Below are 15585 nucleotides of genomic sequence, written 5' to 3'. Positions count from 1 at the left end.
AAAATTGCAAATCATACCGCGAAGCGGTCGGCTCGAGTGTGACCTTTGGGCTTTGACCATCCAGTAAAGCAACCTGGCCGCCTGTGTTCACCGGCTTGAGCCGGCCCTCATAATGCCTTTGAGGGGGTCTGTATAATCGCTTGTGGTGTCGTTGCTGGACGATAAGTTCACCATTCTTAGCGAGGAGCCTTCGCAGGGCTTTTTGCATACCTATCAGGTTCAGACCCTCGAGGGCCTGAAAGGGCATCTGTATTGGTTCGAAGTGCATAGCCCCGAGGCCCGCACCGCCTTCCACCGCTACAAAAACGCAATTCGCCGGCTAGAAAACCAGGGCTTTTTACCGCAAGGGGTGCTGGTCTCGGCCAATCCGGGGCGCTACTATGTCTTCTGGCCCGAGCAGCCCAAAGCCGCGCCCAAACCCCGGCGGCTCAAGCCCATTCTGGAGCTTCTTGAGCCTTTTGGTTACCAAGAGAGCGACCTCGAGGCCACCGAAGTGAGCGGGCGGCCCCTGGTAGGGAGGCTATACCCGCAGCTTGCCCCAGCCTCTACCAGCTCAAGCCGCAGCGAGCAAAACCCCCAAACGCCGCCTCTTCCCATCGACCCCTCCACCGTGCGGCCTCAAGAACCCTCACCCAGGATCGAGATGCCTCACAAACCCACCCCCCACGCCCACCCCGAAACCAAGGCCCGCGCCCCGCAGCGCCTCCATCTTGGAAGCTGGCCCGGCTGGCTTCCGGGCCTGCTGATGCTGGCCCTGGGCAGTCTGGCCCTTTGGCAGGCCGCCAACCGCTACCTGAACCCGCCGGAGTATGTGCTGCCCGACCTGGTGGGCAAAACCCCCCGGCAGGCCCTGGAGGCCGTGCACGCGTACGGGCTGAAGGTGGAGTTTGCCGAGGGCAGCGATGTTTCGTTGCCCAAGGATCAGATTCTGGAGCAAACCCCCGACCCCGGCACCCGTGTCAAGCCGGGGCGCAGGCTGGAGCTGGTGGTCAACAAACCCCGCCTTGGCAGCGTACCCACCGTAAGTGGGCGTTCCCTCGAGGATGCCCGACAGGCCCTCGAGGCCGCCGGTTACCGCGTTGCCACCATTACCCGCATCGCTTCGGGTGACACCGCCGATACCGTTCTAGCCAGCATCCCCAGCGAGGGCCAGCCCCTGCGCCCCGGCGAGGGGGTGCGGCTTTTGGTCTCCACCGGAACCCGCCCACCGGTGCGCGAGACCCTGCTGCCCGACCTCACCGGGCTAACCGAAGAGGAGGCCCGCTACATCCTGACGGTGGCCGAACTCCAGGCCCAGGTGGTGCAGGTGGCCTCGGGCGCGCCCGACGGGCTGGTGGTGGGGCAGGAGCCCGGCCCCGGCGTGGTGCTGCCCCGCGAGGCAGTGGTGCGCGTCCTGGTCGCTGCCCAGCCGGTGGCCACCCTTCCCAAAGCCGCCCCCTTCGCCCCCCCACGCCTGGAGCCACCCCCACCCCCCGAGCCAACACCCACCCCCACCCCCGAACCCTCCAGTCCTGGGGTAAGCCCACCCACCTCAAACACCACCCCCACCGGGCCGCAAGAGCGAAGGGTCAACGTCAGCTACACCCTGCCAGAAGACATCCCCAACGCGATAGTGATCATCACCGTACAGGACGAGGTACTGGTCAACACGGTGTTTGAGGGGCCGGTGCAGCAGCCCTGGAGCTTTAACCAGGAGATTGTGGTGCGCGGCAGCGCGGTGCTGCGGGTGGTGGTCAACGGGCAGCAGGTGCTGGAAAGCCCGTTATGAATGGGGCCTGGGCCGAGGCCCTGGCCTGCCAGCACCTACAGGCCAAGGGCTATGTGTTGCTGGGGCAGAATAAGCGCACCCCCTATGGCGAGATTGACCTCTGGATGCAGGACGGCCCCACCTATGTGGCGGTCGAGGTCAAGCAACGCCGCAGCGGGGCCTTTGGCACCCCCCTCGAGGCCCTCACCCCTACCAAGTACCGGCGCATCTACCAGTCGGTGGTTTACCTGTTGGGCCGGGACGACCTACCGGTGCGCCTCGAGGCCGTCCTGGTCTACGGCACGCCCCGGCAGCACCGCCTCGAGCACCTCCGCCTGGATTAAGGCACGGCCACCCAGCCCGCCCTATACTGGCTTCTATGCTGGGCAAACTAATCAAAAAACTGCGGGCGCTTCACCAGGGCCCTGCGTTGCCCGCGCCACCGCCCGAACAAACCCTGCAAGCCCACCGCATCTGGCTGTACCTGAACCACAGGCCAGCCTTTCGCGTCCCCGGCTCACCCCGCCCGTGCCCCTTTCGGCCCGTGCGGCCCTCGAGCTTTTCTTGCAGTGGCAGGGCCAAAAAACCGTACCGCTGCTGGAAGTTGGGTACATCCGCCTGAAGGACCGCAAAACCCTGGCCCTCTGCCACCCCGGCCCCCTGCACCCGGGCCGGGGCCTGCACCTGCAATACGACGGCCTCGAGCTGGCCGCCCGCCTGGGCTACGGCGAGGCACTGGCCCCCTACGCGCGCACCACCGAAGGGCTGCTGTACTACGAGCAGCCCTTCGTCTTCGAGCCCGAACTGGCCGCGGTGGCAGTGCCACTCAAACCCCAGCCCAAAACCCTGCAGGGCCGGGCCCAACCCCTGGGCGAACCCACAGTCGGTGGGCGCTTCAGGCCGTAAGCTGGAATGGATGTATAAGAACCTCCAGGCCTTCATTCACGAACTCGAGCGCCGCCAGGAGCTCGTTCGCGTCAAGGAACCGGTCTCCTGCGAACTGGAAATCACCGAGATTGCCGACCGAATGGTCAAGTCGGGCGGCCCGGCCCTGCTGTTTGAGAATGTAGAGGGGCGCGACTTCCCGGTTTTCATCGGGGGTTTTGGCACCGCCGAGCGCACCGCGCGGGCCATGGGCGTGAAAAGCCTGGACGACCTGGCGGTGCGGGTGGCCAACCTGATGAACCTCAACCCCGGCAAGGGCGGCCTCAAGGCGGCCCTCGCTATGCTGCCCAAGCTGCGGGAACTCAAGGGCTTCTTCCCCAAAAAAGTGCGCGGCGGGCCGGTGCAGGAGGTGGTCTGGAAAGGCGACCAGGTAGACCTCTTCCGAATTCCCATCCTCAAGTGCTGGCCCCTGGACGGCGGCCCCTACATCACCCTGCCGCTGGTGATCTCCAAAGACCCGGAAACGGACGAGCTTAACCTGGGCATGTACCGGATGCAGGTGCTGGACAGGCGAAGCACCGCCATGCACTGGCAATTGCACAAGGTGGGTCGGCGGCACTACGACAAAGCCAAAAAACTGGGGAAGCGGCTGGAAGTGGCGGTGGCCCTGGGCGGCGACCCCATCCTGACCTACGCTGCCACCGCCCCTGTGCCCCCCATTCCGGGCGTCAACGAGTTCAACCTGGCGGGGTTCTTGCGGGGCCAGCCGGTCGAGCTGACCCGCGGTGTCACGGTAGACCTGCCGGTGCCCGCCGAGGCCGAGTTCGTGCTCGAGGGCTACATCGACCCCGCCGAAGACCTGGTAGTGGAGGGGCCTTTCGGCGACCACACCGGCTTTTACACCCTGGAAGACCTCTACCCCCGCTTCCACCTCACCGCCATCACCCACCGCAAAAACGCCGTCTACCCGGCCACCATCGTGGGCCGCCCGCCCATGGAGGACGCCTACCTGATCGAGGCCTCCGAACGGCTCTTTCTGCCCGCGGCCCAGCTCATCCTGCCGGAGATCCACGACTACCACATGCCGCCCGCCGGGGTGGCCCACAACTGGGTGAACGTGAGCATCGAGAAGCGCTACCCCGGCCAGGCCTACAAGGTGGCCAACGGCCTGTTTGGGCTGGGCCAGATGATGTTTGCCAAGGTGATCGTGGTGCTGGATGCGGGCGCTCCTTTGAAGGGGCCCGAGGCCCTGCAAAAAGCCCTCGAGCACGCCGTGCCGGGGCGCGACACCCTCATCTCGCGCGGCCCCATTGACGTGCTCGACCATTCCTCCCGCGCCATGGGCTACGGGGGCAAGCTGATTGTGGACGGTACGGCCAAGCTCGAGGAGGAAGGCGGCGCCCTGCCCTTTACCCTCCGGGCCCACCCCAGCCTGCCGGGTATTCCGGGGGTGCGGCAGAAGCAACTGCCGGGCATCTGGATGGTCACCTTCGAGAAAACCCGCCCCCACCAGGCCAAAGAGCTTGCCGAGCGCCTGCTGATAGCCCCCCAGAGTGCGGGCATTCGGCTGATGCTCCTGACCGATGCCGACACCCACCTCGAGTTCGACGAGGTGATGTGGGCAGTGCTCAACAACATTGACCCCGAGCGCGACGCCTGGGTGTTGCCGGGGGTGGAGGGCCCGGTGCTGGTGCTGGACGGCACCCGCAAGCTGGCCGAGGAGGGCTTTACCCGCCGCTGGCCGCCCAAAATCGTGATGGCGCCCGAGATCGTGCGCCGGGTAGACGAGCGCTGGAACCGCCTGGGGCTGCCCCCGTTGCCGCCCAGGGATACCCCGGTCGGCCAGTCCTGAGGCAAATAACCCAGCAGCCCCGCTGCTCGCCGATATGCTCGAGGCATGAAGACCCTTTTGCTTGGCTTGCTGCTCCTGCTGGGCGCTCCGGCCCTGGCCCAGACCCTGGTCGAGGTGACCGCGGTGGCGGCCATCACCTCCAGCCTGGATGCCAGCGTGCGCTTTCCCTCGGGCTCCTTCAAGGCCGGGCGCGGCAGTGAGGCCATTGTGGCCCGCATCCCCGATGCCAGCCGGTTCAACCTGGAGGTCTACGCGGCCCGGGGTGTGGCGGCCCGGCTGCAACCCGGCTTCGTTCAGCAGATTCTGACCGGCTTTGCCGCCGCTGGCTACTTCGTGGAAAATCAGCAGGAAACCCAGGTAGCAGGTGAGGTGCGCACCCGCTACAACCTGCGGGACGAGACCGGCAGGGCCGCCCTTCTGTTTGTGGTGCGCAAGGGCGACGAGCTGGTCTTTGCTTTCGGGGTTGCCAGGTAGGGCGGGGCTGGCTATGCGAACAGGCTGGCCCTCATGAGCACCGTGCGCTGGAGCGCCCTCGAGGCTGCTCTCCCGCTGAACGAGCTGCCCGCTTTCCACCGGGCCTTCCTCAAGCTGCACCGCCCCGAGCTGGCCGTCGAGACCCTCCCGCTGCGGCGGGTGCAGCAGTATGTCAGCCAAACCCTGCATTTGCTGGCCCAAGCGGGCAAAGCCAGGGCCGTGGAGGGCGATTTCGAGCTCGAGGCGGACTGTATCCCCCCGCCATACCGCCCCTAAAGGCCCGCTGCGCATACCACCGCGGGCAATTTCCGGCTAATATATTGGGCGTTATGCGCGTCATCGTAATAGGGGCCCGGGCGAGCCTGCTGGCGCAAGCCCAGACCCGCTGGGTGGTGGAACGCCTCAAAGAGAACTGGCCCGAAACCGAGTTCAAAATACGTACCATACAGTCCAAAAGCGCCTCCGAGCAGAGCGCCGCTGAAGCCTTGCGACAGGCCCTCGGTAAGCGAGAAGTGGATATTGCTGTGTATTCGCTCAAATACCTACCCACCCAGGAAGCACCCGGCCTCCGGCTGGTGGCGGTGCCCAAGCGCATGGAGCCCCGCGAGGCCCTGGTCGGGCGCAGCGCCAAACGCCTGGAGGATCTGCCCAAAGGGGCCGTGGTGGGGGTCAACAGCCTGCGGCGCAAGGCCCAGTTGCTGGCCCACCGCCCCGACCTGAATGTGTGCGACCTCGAGGGCGATGTGGACGACCGGCTGAGCGCCCTCGGCACCGGTGAGTACGACGCCATGATCATCGGAGCGGCCAGCCTGCTGCGGCTGGACTTGAGAAACCGCATCGACCAGCTTATAGACCCCGAGGTCATGCTGCCCGCGCCCGGCCAGGGGGCCCTGGGCCTCGAGGTGCGCCAGGGCGACGACTGGGCCGAGGAGCTGGCCTACAGCCTCAACCACCGAGCCTCCTTCGTCCGGACAACGGCCGAGCGGGCCTTCTTAAGGGCCCTGGGCGCGGGCGACGGGTGCGCTGCCGCCGCGCTGGCGACCCTCGAGGGCGACGACACCCTGCTGCTGCAAGGGGTGGTGGCCTCACCCGACGGCCACGAACTCATCCGGGCCGAGATCGAGGGCGACGCCGAAGAAGCCGCCGAGCTGGGCCACGACCTGGCCCAGGACTTGCTGGCCGAAGGGGGGCGGGAACTGCTGAGCGCAGTACCTGCACCGCAACACTGAGCCATTTTGTGCGCCGGCTTAATTTCCCCAGGGGTTTTGTTGTAAACTTGAGTTTAATAGTCGGGATTTCGCACACGCCCCGACCCATCCCTGAAGAACCGCTATGAGAATGAAACGCCTAACCAAGCAGCGCAAAGCCGTGCTCGAGGTGGTTCGCAGTGCCAAGGGCCACCACCCCGATGCTGCTTGGGTCTATGCTGAAGTGCGCAAGCAGGTACCCAGCATCAGCCTGGGCACGGTGTACCGCACCCTGGACGCGCTCACCGAGGAGGGCTACCTGGTGCCCCTGGCCCGACCCGGGGAGGCCCTGCGCTACGAGGCCAACCTGGACGGCCACCTGCACATGGTCTGCCGCAAGTGCAACCGCTTCTTTGACATCGTGCACCCGCTGCCCGACCTGCTGAGCGAGGTCAAGGCCAAGTACCCCGCCTTTGTAATTGAAGACGTGCAGGTCGAGTACCAAGGCCTCTGCCCGGCCTGCCAGGCTGCTACTGCAAAATAAGCCGGGTGAGCTCGAGGGGTTTTTCCTGCTGGGGCAGGTGGCCGCAGCCGGGGATCACCTGAAGCTGCGAGCCCGGCATCCAGCTTTGCAGAGTTTTGGCGGCCTCGAGGGGAATTACCGCGTCCTGCTCGCCCCAAACCAGCAGCGTAGGGGTTTTTACCTGGCCTAAGCGGGCCCGGCCCAGCAGGCTCTCCAGCGCCATCCAGCGGAAGGTGGAGAAGTAGGCCCGCCGCTGGTCGTCGCTCCAGACCCGATCCCAGACCCGCTCCCGCAAAAACTGGCGGTCTTCCGGCGGCAACGCCTCCAGGCTGGCATAGTAGGGCCGCAGGCTCTCAAAAGCGGCCTCCTGTGAGCGGCGGAAGCTGTTGTATAGCTTTTCGCCCTGGCCCGGTATCAAGAACATGAGCTGCACCCGGTTGAGCCGACCCCGCACCGGCGGCCCCCCCACCAGCACCAGCCGCGACACCAGGTCGGCGCGCCGCTGGGCCAGCCGCAGGGCCACCGCGGCCCCCATCGAGCTGCCCACCAGGACGGCCTGCGAAACCTTCAGGTTCTCCAGCAGGGCGGCCATTGTATCGGCAAAAAAGTTGAGGGTGTAGGCCCGCCGGGGGTGCTCCGAACGGCCAAACCCCGGCAGGTCGGGGGCCACCACCCGGCCCTGTCCGGTCAGCAGCGGGAACACCTTGCGCCAGCTATCGGCCTCGTCGCCCAGGCCATGGATCAGCAAAAAGGTGGGGTCTGGGGCCTGGGCCAGCCCCGAGTCGTAGAGGTGCAGCCCCACCCCGTTGGCGCTCATCCGGCGCTGGTAGGGCTTCAGATGATCGGGAACAGTAAATTTGGGTCTCATGGGTTTCTAAATCGCCTCCGCCAGGCGCCGGAAGGCCACGGGCAGCTCGGGCCGGGCCCCACCGTTGGCCCAGCTAAAGCGCAGATCGCGCAGGCTGCCCGGCCCCACCCCCATACCCTCGGGGAACAGCCCGGTATAGTCCAGCAGCCCCTGTACGCTCTCTCCGCCAAAGGTTTCCGCGAAGTGCTGAACCTCAAGGGGATGCCCGAAGTGAAAAGCGTAGGTGTGGGCCAGCGCCTGCCATAAGAAACGGGGCTGGATGGTGGGGATGGAAAACTCACCCGTTCGGCGCAGAAACACCGAGGCCCGCCCAGGGCGCAGGCGCAGGGTGACCTCGAGCACATCCCCCAGCGCCCCAAAACTGCCCACAAAGGGGCGCACCAGGTCGTAGCCCTGCACGTTTTTTACAGTGAGGCCACCGGCTCGTATAATCTGGCCCTTGGGCGACTTAAACCTGAGTCCCAGCACCTCGCTGCCCATAAAAAAAGTCTGGGCAAAACCGCCGCGCTTGAGCAGGCCGTCCAGGCCCCCCGGCAGCTCCACCGGGGGAAAGGGCGGAAACAGCCCTTTGGGCAGGGCCGCCCAGACCTCGAGCAACGGTGTATCGCCGCTGGCAATAAGGTACTGATCAGCAGCGGAAACCTGGAGCACCGGCACCCTTCTATGCTATTCGCTTGGGCCTAGCGGAACAACCCACAGCGTTCGGGGTAGGGGTCGGGGATGCGGCCCGGCTGGGCGGAAAAGCCCATCGCATAGCCGGCCCTGGTCTCGGGCCAGCCCAGCAAAAAAGGCGCACCAGTGCGAGCAAAGTTGATCCACTGGGCCTGCAAGGCCCGGGCCAGGGGGCGGGAGCTTTCCAGGGCTTCCTGGGTCAGGAACAGCGCCAGCGCGGGCCAGCTCGCCTCAGTGCCAAACAGCAGGGGCAGCTCAATCCCGTGGAAGCTGCCCAGCCCCTCGAGCACCGGCGAGGCCCAGTCCACCAGGTAGCTGTAGCTGGGCGCGTGAGGGGCCTGGGCAACCCCAGCGGCCAGCGTGGGGCAGAGCAGAATCCGGTCGGTCTGGAAGTAGGCCCAGGCCTCGGCGGGGAAAGCGGTGCGGGCCCGGTAAAGCTGCTCGGCTCGAGCCCCCTGCCCCGGCAGCTTTTCCTCCACGCGCCGGGCAAACCCCGCCCAGTCCGCAGGGCCCACAAAACGCTCCCCCCAGGTCTCCTGGGCGGTGGCCCCAACCACCAGAGGAACGCCCGCCGCATCTCCCTCTCTCAAGGCCTGGAGGGGTATTTTGTGCAACCAGACCCCGTCCAGATGGGGCTTCCAGGGCACTTCGGCAAACTCCCCGGCCTCGACCCTTTGCAAGAGCGCCCCGATGCTGCGGTCTTCGGGGGGAAAGAGGCGCTCTAAAGGAATCCGGCGCAAACAGGCCAGATCGCCCGCCTCACACCCCATCTGAGCAGCCCAGCGGACGCCCCAGGCCAGGCCCTGCTCCAGGGTGCGCACGTACTCGCACCCCCCCGACTGAACAATGGCCTTGTAGAAGAGGCCCCGGGCCGCCGGGGCGGCCAGCAGGGTGCAGACCGCCATCCCCCCCGCCGACTGCCCGAAGAGGGTTACGTTGTCGGGGTTGCCCCCGAAGGCGGCGATATTGCGCCGCACCCAGCGCAGGGCCTCGAGCATGTCCAAGAGCCCGTAGTTGCCGGTGGAGCCGTGGGGGTCTTCCTGTTGCAGCGCGGGCAGGGCCAGCCAGCCCAGCGAGCCCAGCCGGTAGTTGAACCCCACCACCACCACCCCCTGCGAGGCCAGCGAGGTGCCGTCGTAGAGGGGCTCGGCCCAGCTACCGCCGGTGTAGCTGCCCCCGTGAATAAAGACCATCACCGGGTAGCCCTCGGGCGGGGGGGCGGCCATGGGCATCCAGACCCCCAGGTTCAGGCAGTCTTCGCTCTGGGGCGGGAGGTAGCCCCCCAGGCGGGTGGTGAAGACCCCGCGCTGGGGGCAGGCCGGGCCCGGCTGGGTGGCTTGGAACACCCCCTCGAGGCGCATCACCGGCTGCGGGGCTTTCCAGCGCTCGGCCCTGGCATAGGGGATGCCCAGAAAGTAGGCCACCCGGGCCTGCTGGTTGTAGCCACCCTGAAGGCGCCCCTGGGGGGTGAGCACAAAAACCGAGTGCCCCCAGGCCGTGCCCAGCAAAACCACCAGAGCTCCAATCCAGCGCATGGGTGTACTGCGGCCCACCTTGCCCCGTGTGCTCAAGGCCTCAAAGCCCTGGGTAGATTATGCCTCTGTTACCACAGATAGAGCAGGGCAATTTTGAAGGGGTAGCGGTCGGAAAGGCCCACCTCGAGGGCCACCGGGTCAAGGTACAGCCGCCCGGCCAGGCCATAGGCCAGGTTAAACCCTCCTTCAATACCCAGCCCCACATAGCCCGAGATGGCCCCACCGGGAATCTCGAGGCTGGCCACCGGCCCCAGATGGACACCAAAAATGCTCCCAACCGTGTTAAAGCTCATATCCAGCCCCAGGCCCGCCGAGAGCGAAAGATCGGCCACCGTCAGGGCCGGCAGCAGGTTGGCCTTGAACAGCGCCCAGACCTCCAGCGCATTAAAGCTGGTGGGTACGACGACCTCCATATCCAGCCCCGTGTCGATTCCCAGCGGGCTGAAGGGCAGGCCCGTGCTGCCCTGTACCACCAGCCCACGCCCAATCCCAAAACCCACCCCTACGGTGTTCTCGGGGTAGGCCGGGGCCTGGGCCAGGGCTAGACCAATCACCAAGACGAGCAGAGCAAGCAGTCGCTGCATAGGTTCCTCCAAACGCTGCTTCATCATACCAGGACAGCTCCGACTACCCTAAAGCCTGCGCCAGCAACCGGTGAAAATGGTGCACCCCCTGCTCCCGCTTGACGCTAAAGCGCCCCCGGTCGTAGAAGCGCGACTTGACCCCCTTCTGCACCGCCTCCACCACCACCTCATCCTCGCGCTCCACCCGGTCGAGGGCGGCCCCAGCCCCGGCCTCCAGCTTGCTGGCATCCCACACATAGGGCAAAAACGAGACCTTGGTGAGCTCGGGCCCCAGCGGGCGCACCACATTAACCGAGAGGCCCCAGGGATAGAAGTTCAGCATCAGGTTGGGGAAAACCCAGTAGTAGTAAGCCGCGATGCGCTGGCCGTGGTCGGGTGAGTCTTTGGGTAGGTCGAAGCAAGGCTCGCCGGGGGCCGCCACCCCGAGCTGTAGGTTGCACCAGTCGTAGACCTCGGTGGTGTAGCTGCCGTAGTCAATCACGCTATTGAGCGAGGCGTGGATGTAGGGGATGTGGAAGCCTTCCAGGTAGTTGTCGCAGTACAGCGCCCAGTTGGCCCGCACCAGGTAGTCACGGGCGCGGGCAGGCTCGAAGTAAAACTCCCGAAAGGGCATCCAGCCCACCCGCTCCTGCACAGGGCGCAGCACCTCTTGCAGCGAAACCGGCGGGTTCAGGCTGGCAAACAAAAACTTCCCCTGGCCCCAGGTCTCGAAGGCCACCCTGGGCAGGTCGTCCTTGGGGCTGGGGAACCCCACCACCCCCTCGAACTCCGGCATGGCCTGAAAGCAGCCGTCCAGCCCAAAGCGCCGCCCGTGGTAGCGGCAGCGCAGGTAGCGGGCGTTGTCGCCGGTCTCAGCCACCAGCATCCCCCGGTGGGTACAGACGTTGGAGAGCAGGTGCAGTTGATCCTGGTGGTCGCGGGTTAGCACCAGCGGCTCGTCCAGGCAGCCTTCCAGCAGGGTAAAGGGCTTGACCGTGCCGGGGGCCTTCAGATCGTCGGTGTCGCCCACCCACTGCCAGCTTCGGGCAAACACCTTTTCTTTGACCGCTTCGTATACCTGGGGGTCTTGGTAGAAGCGGGCCGGAAGGGTGGAGGCCTGGGCGATGTCGGGGTGAACCTCAAAGTTGTTCATGCTTGCTCCTTATGGCGTTTGGAATCGGGGGCTCAAAAGACAAAACCCGTACAGCCTCACGACTGTACGAGGGCAAAAGAGGTTCTATTTACCCGCGGCAATAATGGCCCTGGCAAAGCGCAATTGTTTGGTTGGAATATCCAGCCAGGGGTGCATAGGGTCATTATAAAAGCAAAGCCCCCGCGCCTCCAGCGGGGGCCTGTGGTGTGGGGGCCGGGCGCGCTACCTGCCCCACTCCAGCCTGACAATCATCTCGGCGCCACGGGGGGCTACCCTGACCTCGAGCCTATCTCCACCCCGGCGGTACTCCGCCTCGTAAGCCAGGTTCTTCTTGCCCCCTTTAGACTTGAAGCGCACCTTCACCCAGCCTTTAGAGGTCAGGTCGCGGTGGTAGTAGCTGTAAATTTGCTCCACATCGCCACCGCGGTAGGCCACGCTGTACTCGGTGTCATCGCGCTCTTCCCAGGCCACCCAGTACCCTGGCACCGGAGAAATGAAGTAGATGGGCGGCCTGGGCACCACGGGCTGCGGGTTGACCGTCAGGCGGGGCTGCACGTTGTAGCGCACTGCATGGCTCACCCAGTCGCGGTCGGGCAGTGGGGTGACCACAATCGAGAGCGCCCTGGCCAGGTTGCTGGCCCCCTGCACCCGCATCTGGCCGCTGCGAATATCGGCAATCTGCGCGAGCGAGAGCGGCTGGCGGCTGGCTACTGCCAAAACCTGATCTATTCCTGCGGGCCCGCTGATGGTGAACTCGTAGCGCGCCCCAGGTTCCGGGAAGCTATAGGTCTCCCCCGCCCGCAAATAGTTGCCGGGGTTGTAAGCATTGGGCAGGATCAGGTCAATCTGCCCATCGGCGTTGATGTTGAACAGGTAGACATAGGCGTTCTGGTTGACGCGGGTGTAAATCCTGATTCTGTCGCCAAAGAAGTAGGTCGCATTGCCCAGGCCCGCGGGGTCGCGGTCGACCCAGGTCTGCACCTCGAGGTCGGTGGGCACCGGGTTGACGATGATCCCCTGGGGGTTCAGTACCGGCGTGGCATAGGCCACCAGCCCCAGCAGACTCATTGCCATCAGTCGCTTCATCTCACTCCTCCTGGTTCAAGGGTAGGAAAGGAGCAGCCCTCAGCCATGAAGCCCGCATCAGCAAAACTTAACTTTGGCATTGAGCGATTCTTTAGCCAGTCAATCAATGGCACCCTGGTGGCAGCAAAAAACCCCTTATGCACTCTTTGCATAAAGGGGGTTTCTCGTCCTGTACGTGGTGGGCGACGAGGGACTCGAACCCCCGACTTCATCCTTGTAAGGGATGCACTCTACCAACTGAGTTAGTCGCCCGTATGGTGACCCCAAGGGGATTCGAACCCCTGTTACCGCCGTGAGAGGGCGGCGTCCTAGGCCACTAGACGATGGGGCCGCTGGCGTTGCTCCTGTTGTGGGAATGAACCCAACAACAAGACCGTTCATCAGAGTAACACAGGGCCGCTCGTTCGTAAAGATAAAACCCCCGGGATCCCGGGAAGGGTGCATCTCAGAGTTTCCGTACCAGGAAAGCCTCCCAGCGTAGGGTATCGAAGGCCACAAGCGGCCTGGAACTACAGAGCTGGGCCCGGTGGGCAGCGGTGCGAGAGGCCCCTGGACGGCTCCACTGCATCCCCGAACGCTTCATGCAGGCGCCAATCACGTGCTTGTTCATGCCCTCCACCTGCCCTGACCCAATCGGCCAGCCTCTCGCCCACTGCGCTCGATTTCCAGCGCCCAGGGGGTATACCCGCTACTGTCCAGGCTTGTATCCAGCCGGCGGCTATGTTCCCGTCCGGTCTCGTCCCGCAGCCGCTGTACGCTGGTCTGGATCCTTCCCCACGGGCTCTGCACCTCGACCCACCGAACCCCACCTTCCGCCACCCCGGCGGTATCTCCAGGGGGGGAAAGCGCCTGGGTCTCTTCGGCCAAGCCTTGCATCACTGCCCTGAGCAGCTCCGGATTATGCCGCAGCATGGCCGCTTCGATTCCGGCCAGGCCCACGCCAGGTGCCAGGCTCTGTTCCAGGTCTTCCAGGTAGCGTTCAAAGGCTTGTTGGGCTTTGGCTTTCCAGTTTTTCATGCCCTATTCTGGCATACGGATTTTTGGAGATGCACCCCCCGGGAAGTCCAAGGGCTCGTTGACCCCGGTGGGTTCATAGCCTAAAATAGGCTTAGGACTGGGCCTGGGTACACACCCAGGCCTAGTACGTTTGAATCAAGGGTAGCACTTCCGCTGCCGTAACCTTTCGAGCCTCCAGCTTGGGTTGCACCATCCCCTGAAACCAGGCTTTCATGCGAGGTCTTTCCTGTTTGAGACCCACGTCCTGCCTTAGCTGATCCCCCAGGACATAGGCCGGGAAGTCCGCGCTGGCCAGGGGAGGATAGCTCTTATCTGCCAGGGCTGGCACACCCTGGAAGCGACCCGGTTCATCCCCCACCTCAGCGCGCACACGGCGCAATAGACCCTGCTCCCCAGGCGCTCCTTGAGCTTCCACAAATAGGAAGCCGCAGATGCTGAGCGTCTTTAGGGGGGTGTATGAGAACCCGGGCTTCATGAGAAAAGCAACGGCCCGGGTCTCATATAATACAGCTATGGATCCGCGACACCGGCTCTCCTATAATGTCCGGGCCATCCGTCTGCTGCACCGGCCCGAGACCAACCCCTGGAACAAGCTCAGGGGGCTGGTGGAGGACCTGGGCTGGCGGCTGGAGGACGGTGTGCTCTACCGCACCGCCGCTCGACCCATCACCACCCCGCCCCCAGGTTGCTTCACGATCTTTGAGAAGGCATCCCCCGAGATCGAGGCCGAGGACCGGCTCTTCATGGCCCTCTTTAAGTTCGTGGGCGGGGAGTTGGTGAAGCTTTCCAGCCACGCAAGCCTGTTCGAGTTTGAGCAGACCTGCCGGCAGCTGCAGGAGGGCCTGGGCCTGCCGGTGGACCCCTTCTTCCTGCTGGAGCGCCGCCTCTACGAGGTGGAAGGCCCGGAGGGGGCCTTCCTGGTCGAGATCCCCTGTGGCCTTGACCCCATCCACCTGATCACCCACCTGGGCCCGGGCCACCGGGTGGGCAAAGAGCAGCTGCTGCTGCCCGAACAGTCCATCCCCGAGTTCCACCGCGGGCTCTGGATCTACCGGCTTAACCGCCGTTTCATCGCGAGGTGAGGTATGATCAGACAGGGATACACCTTCCAAAATCCAATTACTGGCGAGTACTGGACGCTGGACATGGCCGACCCCGTCCCCACCGGCCCCGGCTGGGACGACCACCCCAAAGCTCCAGCGCCACCTGCAGCGCTGTGAGGAGCACCGGCCCACCGCCCTGGCCGAGGCCCGCCTGGTGGGCTGGCTCCTGGCCTCGGTCTTTGATTTCGTCTACCACCAACGCGAGCCGGTCTACCAGGCCTTGAAGCATCTTCACTACAGCGATGCCATCCTGGCCGCCACGGAAGACCCCCGGATGCCCTTTGAGTACAACTGGCGCGTGCCCATTTACGAGCCGGCCCTGGCCCCGGAGGTGGAGCGCTTCTGCCAGCGCTACAAGGCCGACTTCCCAATCCGGCGCAGCTCCTTCACCTTCGCAGTGCGGAGGGCTTTCGACTGGGGCATGATGTGGGTGGGTTCTTTTACCTGGCGCCTGGTGATGTTCGAGGCCATGGCCGAGCGCTCCGAGTTCGGGCGGTACTGCCTGGAGCGCTGGCGGGTGGAGGGGCCGCACAGCGCCTAGCGCCCCTCTTCCCACGGCAGGGGGGGTTGTAGTACCCTCCGCACATGGAAGAACCGATCCGGCTGCAGGATATTATCGCCTAAAGGGTTATATCAACAAGGACGGTTACGGCGAGTACCAACTCATTAACTACGTGGAGGTGCCAGGCGCGGAGGTTTGCTACGAGTGGCGCGACGAGGTATGTTGGGAGCCGTACAATCGGCACCTGCAGATACTCCGCAGCCAGCAGTTTTTTGACGGCCTGGAGGAGCAGCCCGGCCCCCGCGATCCCGACCGGTGGTGGTGGGAGGTTCCCACCGGATTTGGTTCGGAGGGACCCCGGGCTTTTCGCTCGTTGGAGATCAACGAGCTGGAGCCGGTCTTTGGTCGGGACATCCCG

The 15585-nt window shown here is 64.9% G+C and carries 20 protein-coding genes and 2 tRNA genes; 11 read left to right on the top strand and 11 right to left on the bottom strand.

Translation table 11 applies throughout. The features are described 5' to 3' along the window. Window positions 1-145: 145 nt before the first annotated feature. The 8 genes from MRUB_RS03715 to perR all read left to right on the top strand — a co-directional run bounded on the left by MRUB_RS03715 (window position 146) and on the right by perR (window position 6689). Window positions 146-1768: a PASTA domain-containing protein gene (locus MRUB_RS03715; protein WP_024049923.1), complete on the top strand. Its 1623-nt coding sequence runs from the start codon at window positions 146-148 to the stop codon at window positions 1766-1768. Further along, window positions 1765-2091: a YraN family protein gene (locus tag MRUB_RS03710; protein ID WP_013013017.1), complete on the top strand. Its 327-nt coding sequence runs from the start codon at window positions 1765-1767 to the stop codon at window positions 2089-2091. The genes MRUB_RS03715 and MRUB_RS03710 overlap by 4 nt, the downstream gene beginning before the upstream one ends. A 184-nt stretch (window positions 2092-2275) precedes the next feature. After that, the gene (locus tag MRUB_RS03705; RefSeq protein WP_013013016.1) at window positions 2276-2653 is read left to right on the top strand and encodes a hypothetical protein; all 378 of its coding nucleotides are present in this window, start codon (window positions 2276-2278) and stop codon (window positions 2651-2653) included. Window positions 2654-2663: 10 nt separating this feature from the next. Then, window positions 2664-4484 carry a menaquinone biosynthesis decarboxylase gene (locus MRUB_RS03700; RefSeq protein WP_013013015.1) on the top strand — a complete coding sequence of 607 codons (1821 nt, stop codon included), beginning with the start codon at window positions 2664-2666 and terminating at the stop codon, window positions 4482-4484. A gap of 45 nt (window positions 4485-4529) precedes the next feature. Continuing rightward, window positions 4530-4958: a hypothetical protein gene (locus tag MRUB_RS03695; RefSeq protein WP_013013014.1), complete on the top strand. Its 429-nt coding sequence runs from the start codon at window positions 4530-4532 to the stop codon at window positions 4956-4958. A 33-nt stretch (window positions 4959-4991) separates the two neighbouring features. Beyond that, window positions 4992-5234 carry a hypothetical protein gene (locus MRUB_RS03690; protein ID WP_013013013.1) on the top strand — a complete coding sequence of 81 codons (243 nt, stop codon included), beginning with the start codon at window positions 4992-4994 and terminating at the stop codon, window positions 5232-5234. Window positions 5235-5287: 53 nt separating this feature from the next. Beyond that, on the top strand, window positions 5288-6187 hold the full coding sequence (gene hemC, locus MRUB_RS03685; protein WP_013013012.1) for a hydroxymethylbilane synthase: 900 nt from the start codon (window positions 5288-5290) through the stop codon (window positions 6185-6187). A 103-nt stretch (window positions 6188-6290) separates the two neighbouring features. Next, the gene (perR, locus tag MRUB_RS03680) at window positions 6291-6689 is read left to right on the top strand and encodes a manganese-dependent transcriptional regulator PerR (protein WP_024049921.1); all 399 of its coding nucleotides are present in this window, start codon (window positions 6291-6293) and stop codon (window positions 6687-6689) included. Here the strand turns inward: perR and MRUB_RS03675 are convergent. From MRUB_RS03675 to MRUB_RS03630, 11 genes are all read right to left on the bottom strand, one after another. Beyond that, window positions 6676-7536: an alpha/beta fold hydrolase gene (locus tag MRUB_RS03675; RefSeq protein ID WP_013013010.1), complete on the bottom strand. Its 861-nt coding sequence runs from the start codon at window positions 7534-7536 to the stop codon at window positions 6676-6678. The two genes, perR and MRUB_RS03675, sit on opposite strands and share 14 nt — an antisense overlap. Before the next feature lie 6 nt (window positions 7537-7542). Then, window positions 7543-8187: a DUF5639 domain-containing protein gene (locus MRUB_RS03670; RefSeq protein ID WP_013013009.1), complete on the bottom strand. Its 645-nt coding sequence runs from the start codon at window positions 8185-8187 to the stop codon at window positions 7543-7545. A 29-nt stretch (window positions 8188-8216) separates the two neighbouring features. After that, complete coding sequence (locus MRUB_RS03665; protein WP_013013008.1) at window positions 8217-9743, bottom strand: carboxylesterase/lipase family protein; 1527 nt, start codon at window positions 9741-9743, stop codon at window positions 8217-8219. A gap of 68 nt (window positions 9744-9811) precedes the next feature. Then, a complete protein-coding gene (locus tag MRUB_RS03660) occupies window positions 9812-10327 on the bottom strand; it encodes a hypothetical protein (protein ID WP_013013007.1) in 516 nt (171 codons plus the stop codon). Between the two features lie 43 nt (window positions 10328-10370). After that, window positions 10371-11459: an aromatic ring-hydroxylating oxygenase subunit alpha gene (locus MRUB_RS03655; protein WP_013013006.1), complete on the bottom strand. Its 1089-nt coding sequence runs from the start codon at window positions 11457-11459 to the stop codon at window positions 10371-10373. Window positions 11460-11681: 222 nt separating this feature from the next. Then, a complete protein-coding gene (locus MRUB_RS03650) occupies window positions 11682-12545 on the bottom strand; it encodes a DUF4384 domain-containing protein (RefSeq protein ID WP_013013005.1) in 864 nt (287 codons plus the stop codon). A 176-nt stretch (window positions 12546-12721) separates the two neighbouring features. Beyond that, window positions 12722-12797 (bottom strand) — tRNA-Val (locus MRUB_RS03645). A gap of 3 nt (window positions 12798-12800) precedes the next feature. Next, window positions 12801-12876, bottom strand: a tRNA-Glu gene (locus MRUB_RS03640). A 114-nt stretch (window positions 12877-12990) separates the two neighbouring features. Beyond that, a complete protein-coding gene (locus MRUB_RS15765) occupies window positions 12991-13155 on the bottom strand; it encodes a hypothetical protein (protein ID WP_013013004.1) in 165 nt (54 codons plus the stop codon). Further along, entirely contained in the window at window positions 13152-13562 is a 411-nt protein-coding gene (locus MRUB_RS03635; protein WP_013013003.1) for a hypothetical protein, read from the bottom strand. Before MRUB_RS03635 ends, MRUB_RS15765 begins: the two co-directional genes overlap by 4 nt. 121 nt (window positions 13563-13683) lie before the next feature. Then, the gene (locus MRUB_RS03630) at window positions 13684-13932 is read right to left on the bottom strand and encodes a hypothetical protein (RefSeq protein WP_013013002.1); all 249 of its coding nucleotides are present in this window, start codon (window positions 13930-13932) and stop codon (window positions 13684-13686) included. Between the two features lie 142 nt (window positions 13933-14074). Here MRUB_RS03630 and MRUB_RS03625 point away from each other — a divergent pair, with 142 nt between their 5' ends. Genes MRUB_RS03625 through MRUB_RS03620 form a run of 3 tightly spaced genes read left to right on the top strand, consistent with a single transcriptional unit; the run spans window position 14075 to window position 15206 of the window. Continuing rightward, window positions 14075-14644: a hypothetical protein gene (locus tag MRUB_RS03625; protein WP_015586418.1), complete on the top strand. Its 570-nt coding sequence runs from the start codon at window positions 14075-14077 to the stop codon at window positions 14642-14644. Between the two features lie 3 nt (window positions 14645-14647). After that, window positions 14648-14782, top strand: coding sequence for a hypothetical protein (locus tag MRUB_RS16175; protein ID WP_013013000.1), 135 nt, complete (start codon window positions 14648-14650; stop codon window positions 14780-14782). Window positions 14783-14819: 37 nt separating this feature from the next. Further along, window positions 14820-15206 carry a hypothetical protein gene (locus tag MRUB_RS03620; protein ID WP_013012999.1) on the top strand — a complete coding sequence of 129 codons (387 nt, stop codon included), beginning with the start codon at window positions 14820-14822 and terminating at the stop codon, window positions 15204-15206. Window positions 15207-15585 lie beyond the last annotated feature (379 nt).

It is taken from the genome of Meiothermus ruber DSM 1279 (assembly GCF_000024425.1).
Taxonomy (GTDB): Bacteria; Deinococcota; Deinococci; order Deinococcales; family Thermaceae; genus Meiothermus; species Meiothermus ruber.
The sequence above is the reverse complement of the archived record's forward strand: the minus strand, read 5'-3'. Positions and strand labels throughout refer to the sequence as shown.

Bases quoted from the DNA above. Each gene is read 5' to 3' on its own strand.
- perR (WP_024049921.1), top strand. From the start codon at position 6,291: ATGAGAATGAAACGCCTAACCAAGCAGCGCAAAGCCGTGCTCGAGGTG.
- MRUB_RS03695 (WP_013013014.1), top strand. From the start codon at position 4,530: ATGAAGACCCTTTTGCTTGGCTTGCTGCTCCTGCTGGGCGCTCCGGCC.
- MRUB_RS03635 (WP_013013003.1), bottom strand. From the start codon at position 13,562: ATGAAAAACTGGAAAGCCAAAGCCCAACAAGCCTTTGAACGCTACCTG.
- MRUB_RS03625 (WP_015586418.1), top strand. From the start codon at position 14,075: ATGGATCCGCGACACCGGCTCTCCTATAATGTCCGGGCCATCCGTCTG.
- hemC (WP_013013012.1), top strand. From the start codon at position 5,288: ATGCGCGTCATCGTAATAGGGGCCCGGGCGAGCCTGCTGGCGCAAGCC.
- MRUB_RS03660 (WP_013013007.1), bottom strand. From the start codon at position 10,327: ATGCAGCGACTGCTTGCTCTGCTCGTCTTGGTGATTGGTCTAGCCCTG.
- MRUB_RS03665 (WP_013013008.1), bottom strand. From the start codon at position 9,743: ATGCGCTGGATTGGAGCTCTGGTGGTTTTGCTGGGCACGGCCTGGGGG.
- MRUB_RS15765 (WP_013013004.1), bottom strand. From the start codon at position 13,155: ATGAACAAGCACGTGATTGGCGCCTGCATGAAGCGTTCGGGGATGCAG.
- MRUB_RS03650 (WP_013013005.1), bottom strand. From the start codon at position 12,545: ATGAAGCGACTGATGGCAATGAGTCTGCTGGGGCTGGTGGCCTATGCC.
- MRUB_RS03655 (WP_013013006.1), bottom strand. From the start codon at position 11,459: ATGAACAACTTTGAGGTTCACCCCGACATCGCCCAGGCCTCCACCCTT.
- MRUB_RS03700 (WP_013013015.1), top strand. From the start codon at position 2,664: ATGTATAAGAACCTCCAGGCCTTCATTCACGAACTCGAGCGCCGCCAG.
- MRUB_RS03675 (WP_013013010.1), bottom strand. From the start codon at position 7,536: ATGAGACCCAAATTTACTGTTCCCGATCATCTGAAGCCCTACCAGCGC.
- MRUB_RS16175 (WP_013013000.1), top strand. From the start codon at position 14,648: ATGATCAGACAGGGATACACCTTCCAAAATCCAATTACTGGCGAGTAC.
- MRUB_RS03690 (WP_013013013.1), top strand. From the start codon at position 4,992: ATGAGCACCGTGCGCTGGAGCGCCCTCGAGGCTGCTCTCCCGCTGAAC.
- MRUB_RS03710 (WP_013013017.1), top strand. From the start codon at position 1,765: ATGAATGGGGCCTGGGCCGAGGCCCTGGCCTGCCAGCACCTACAGGCC.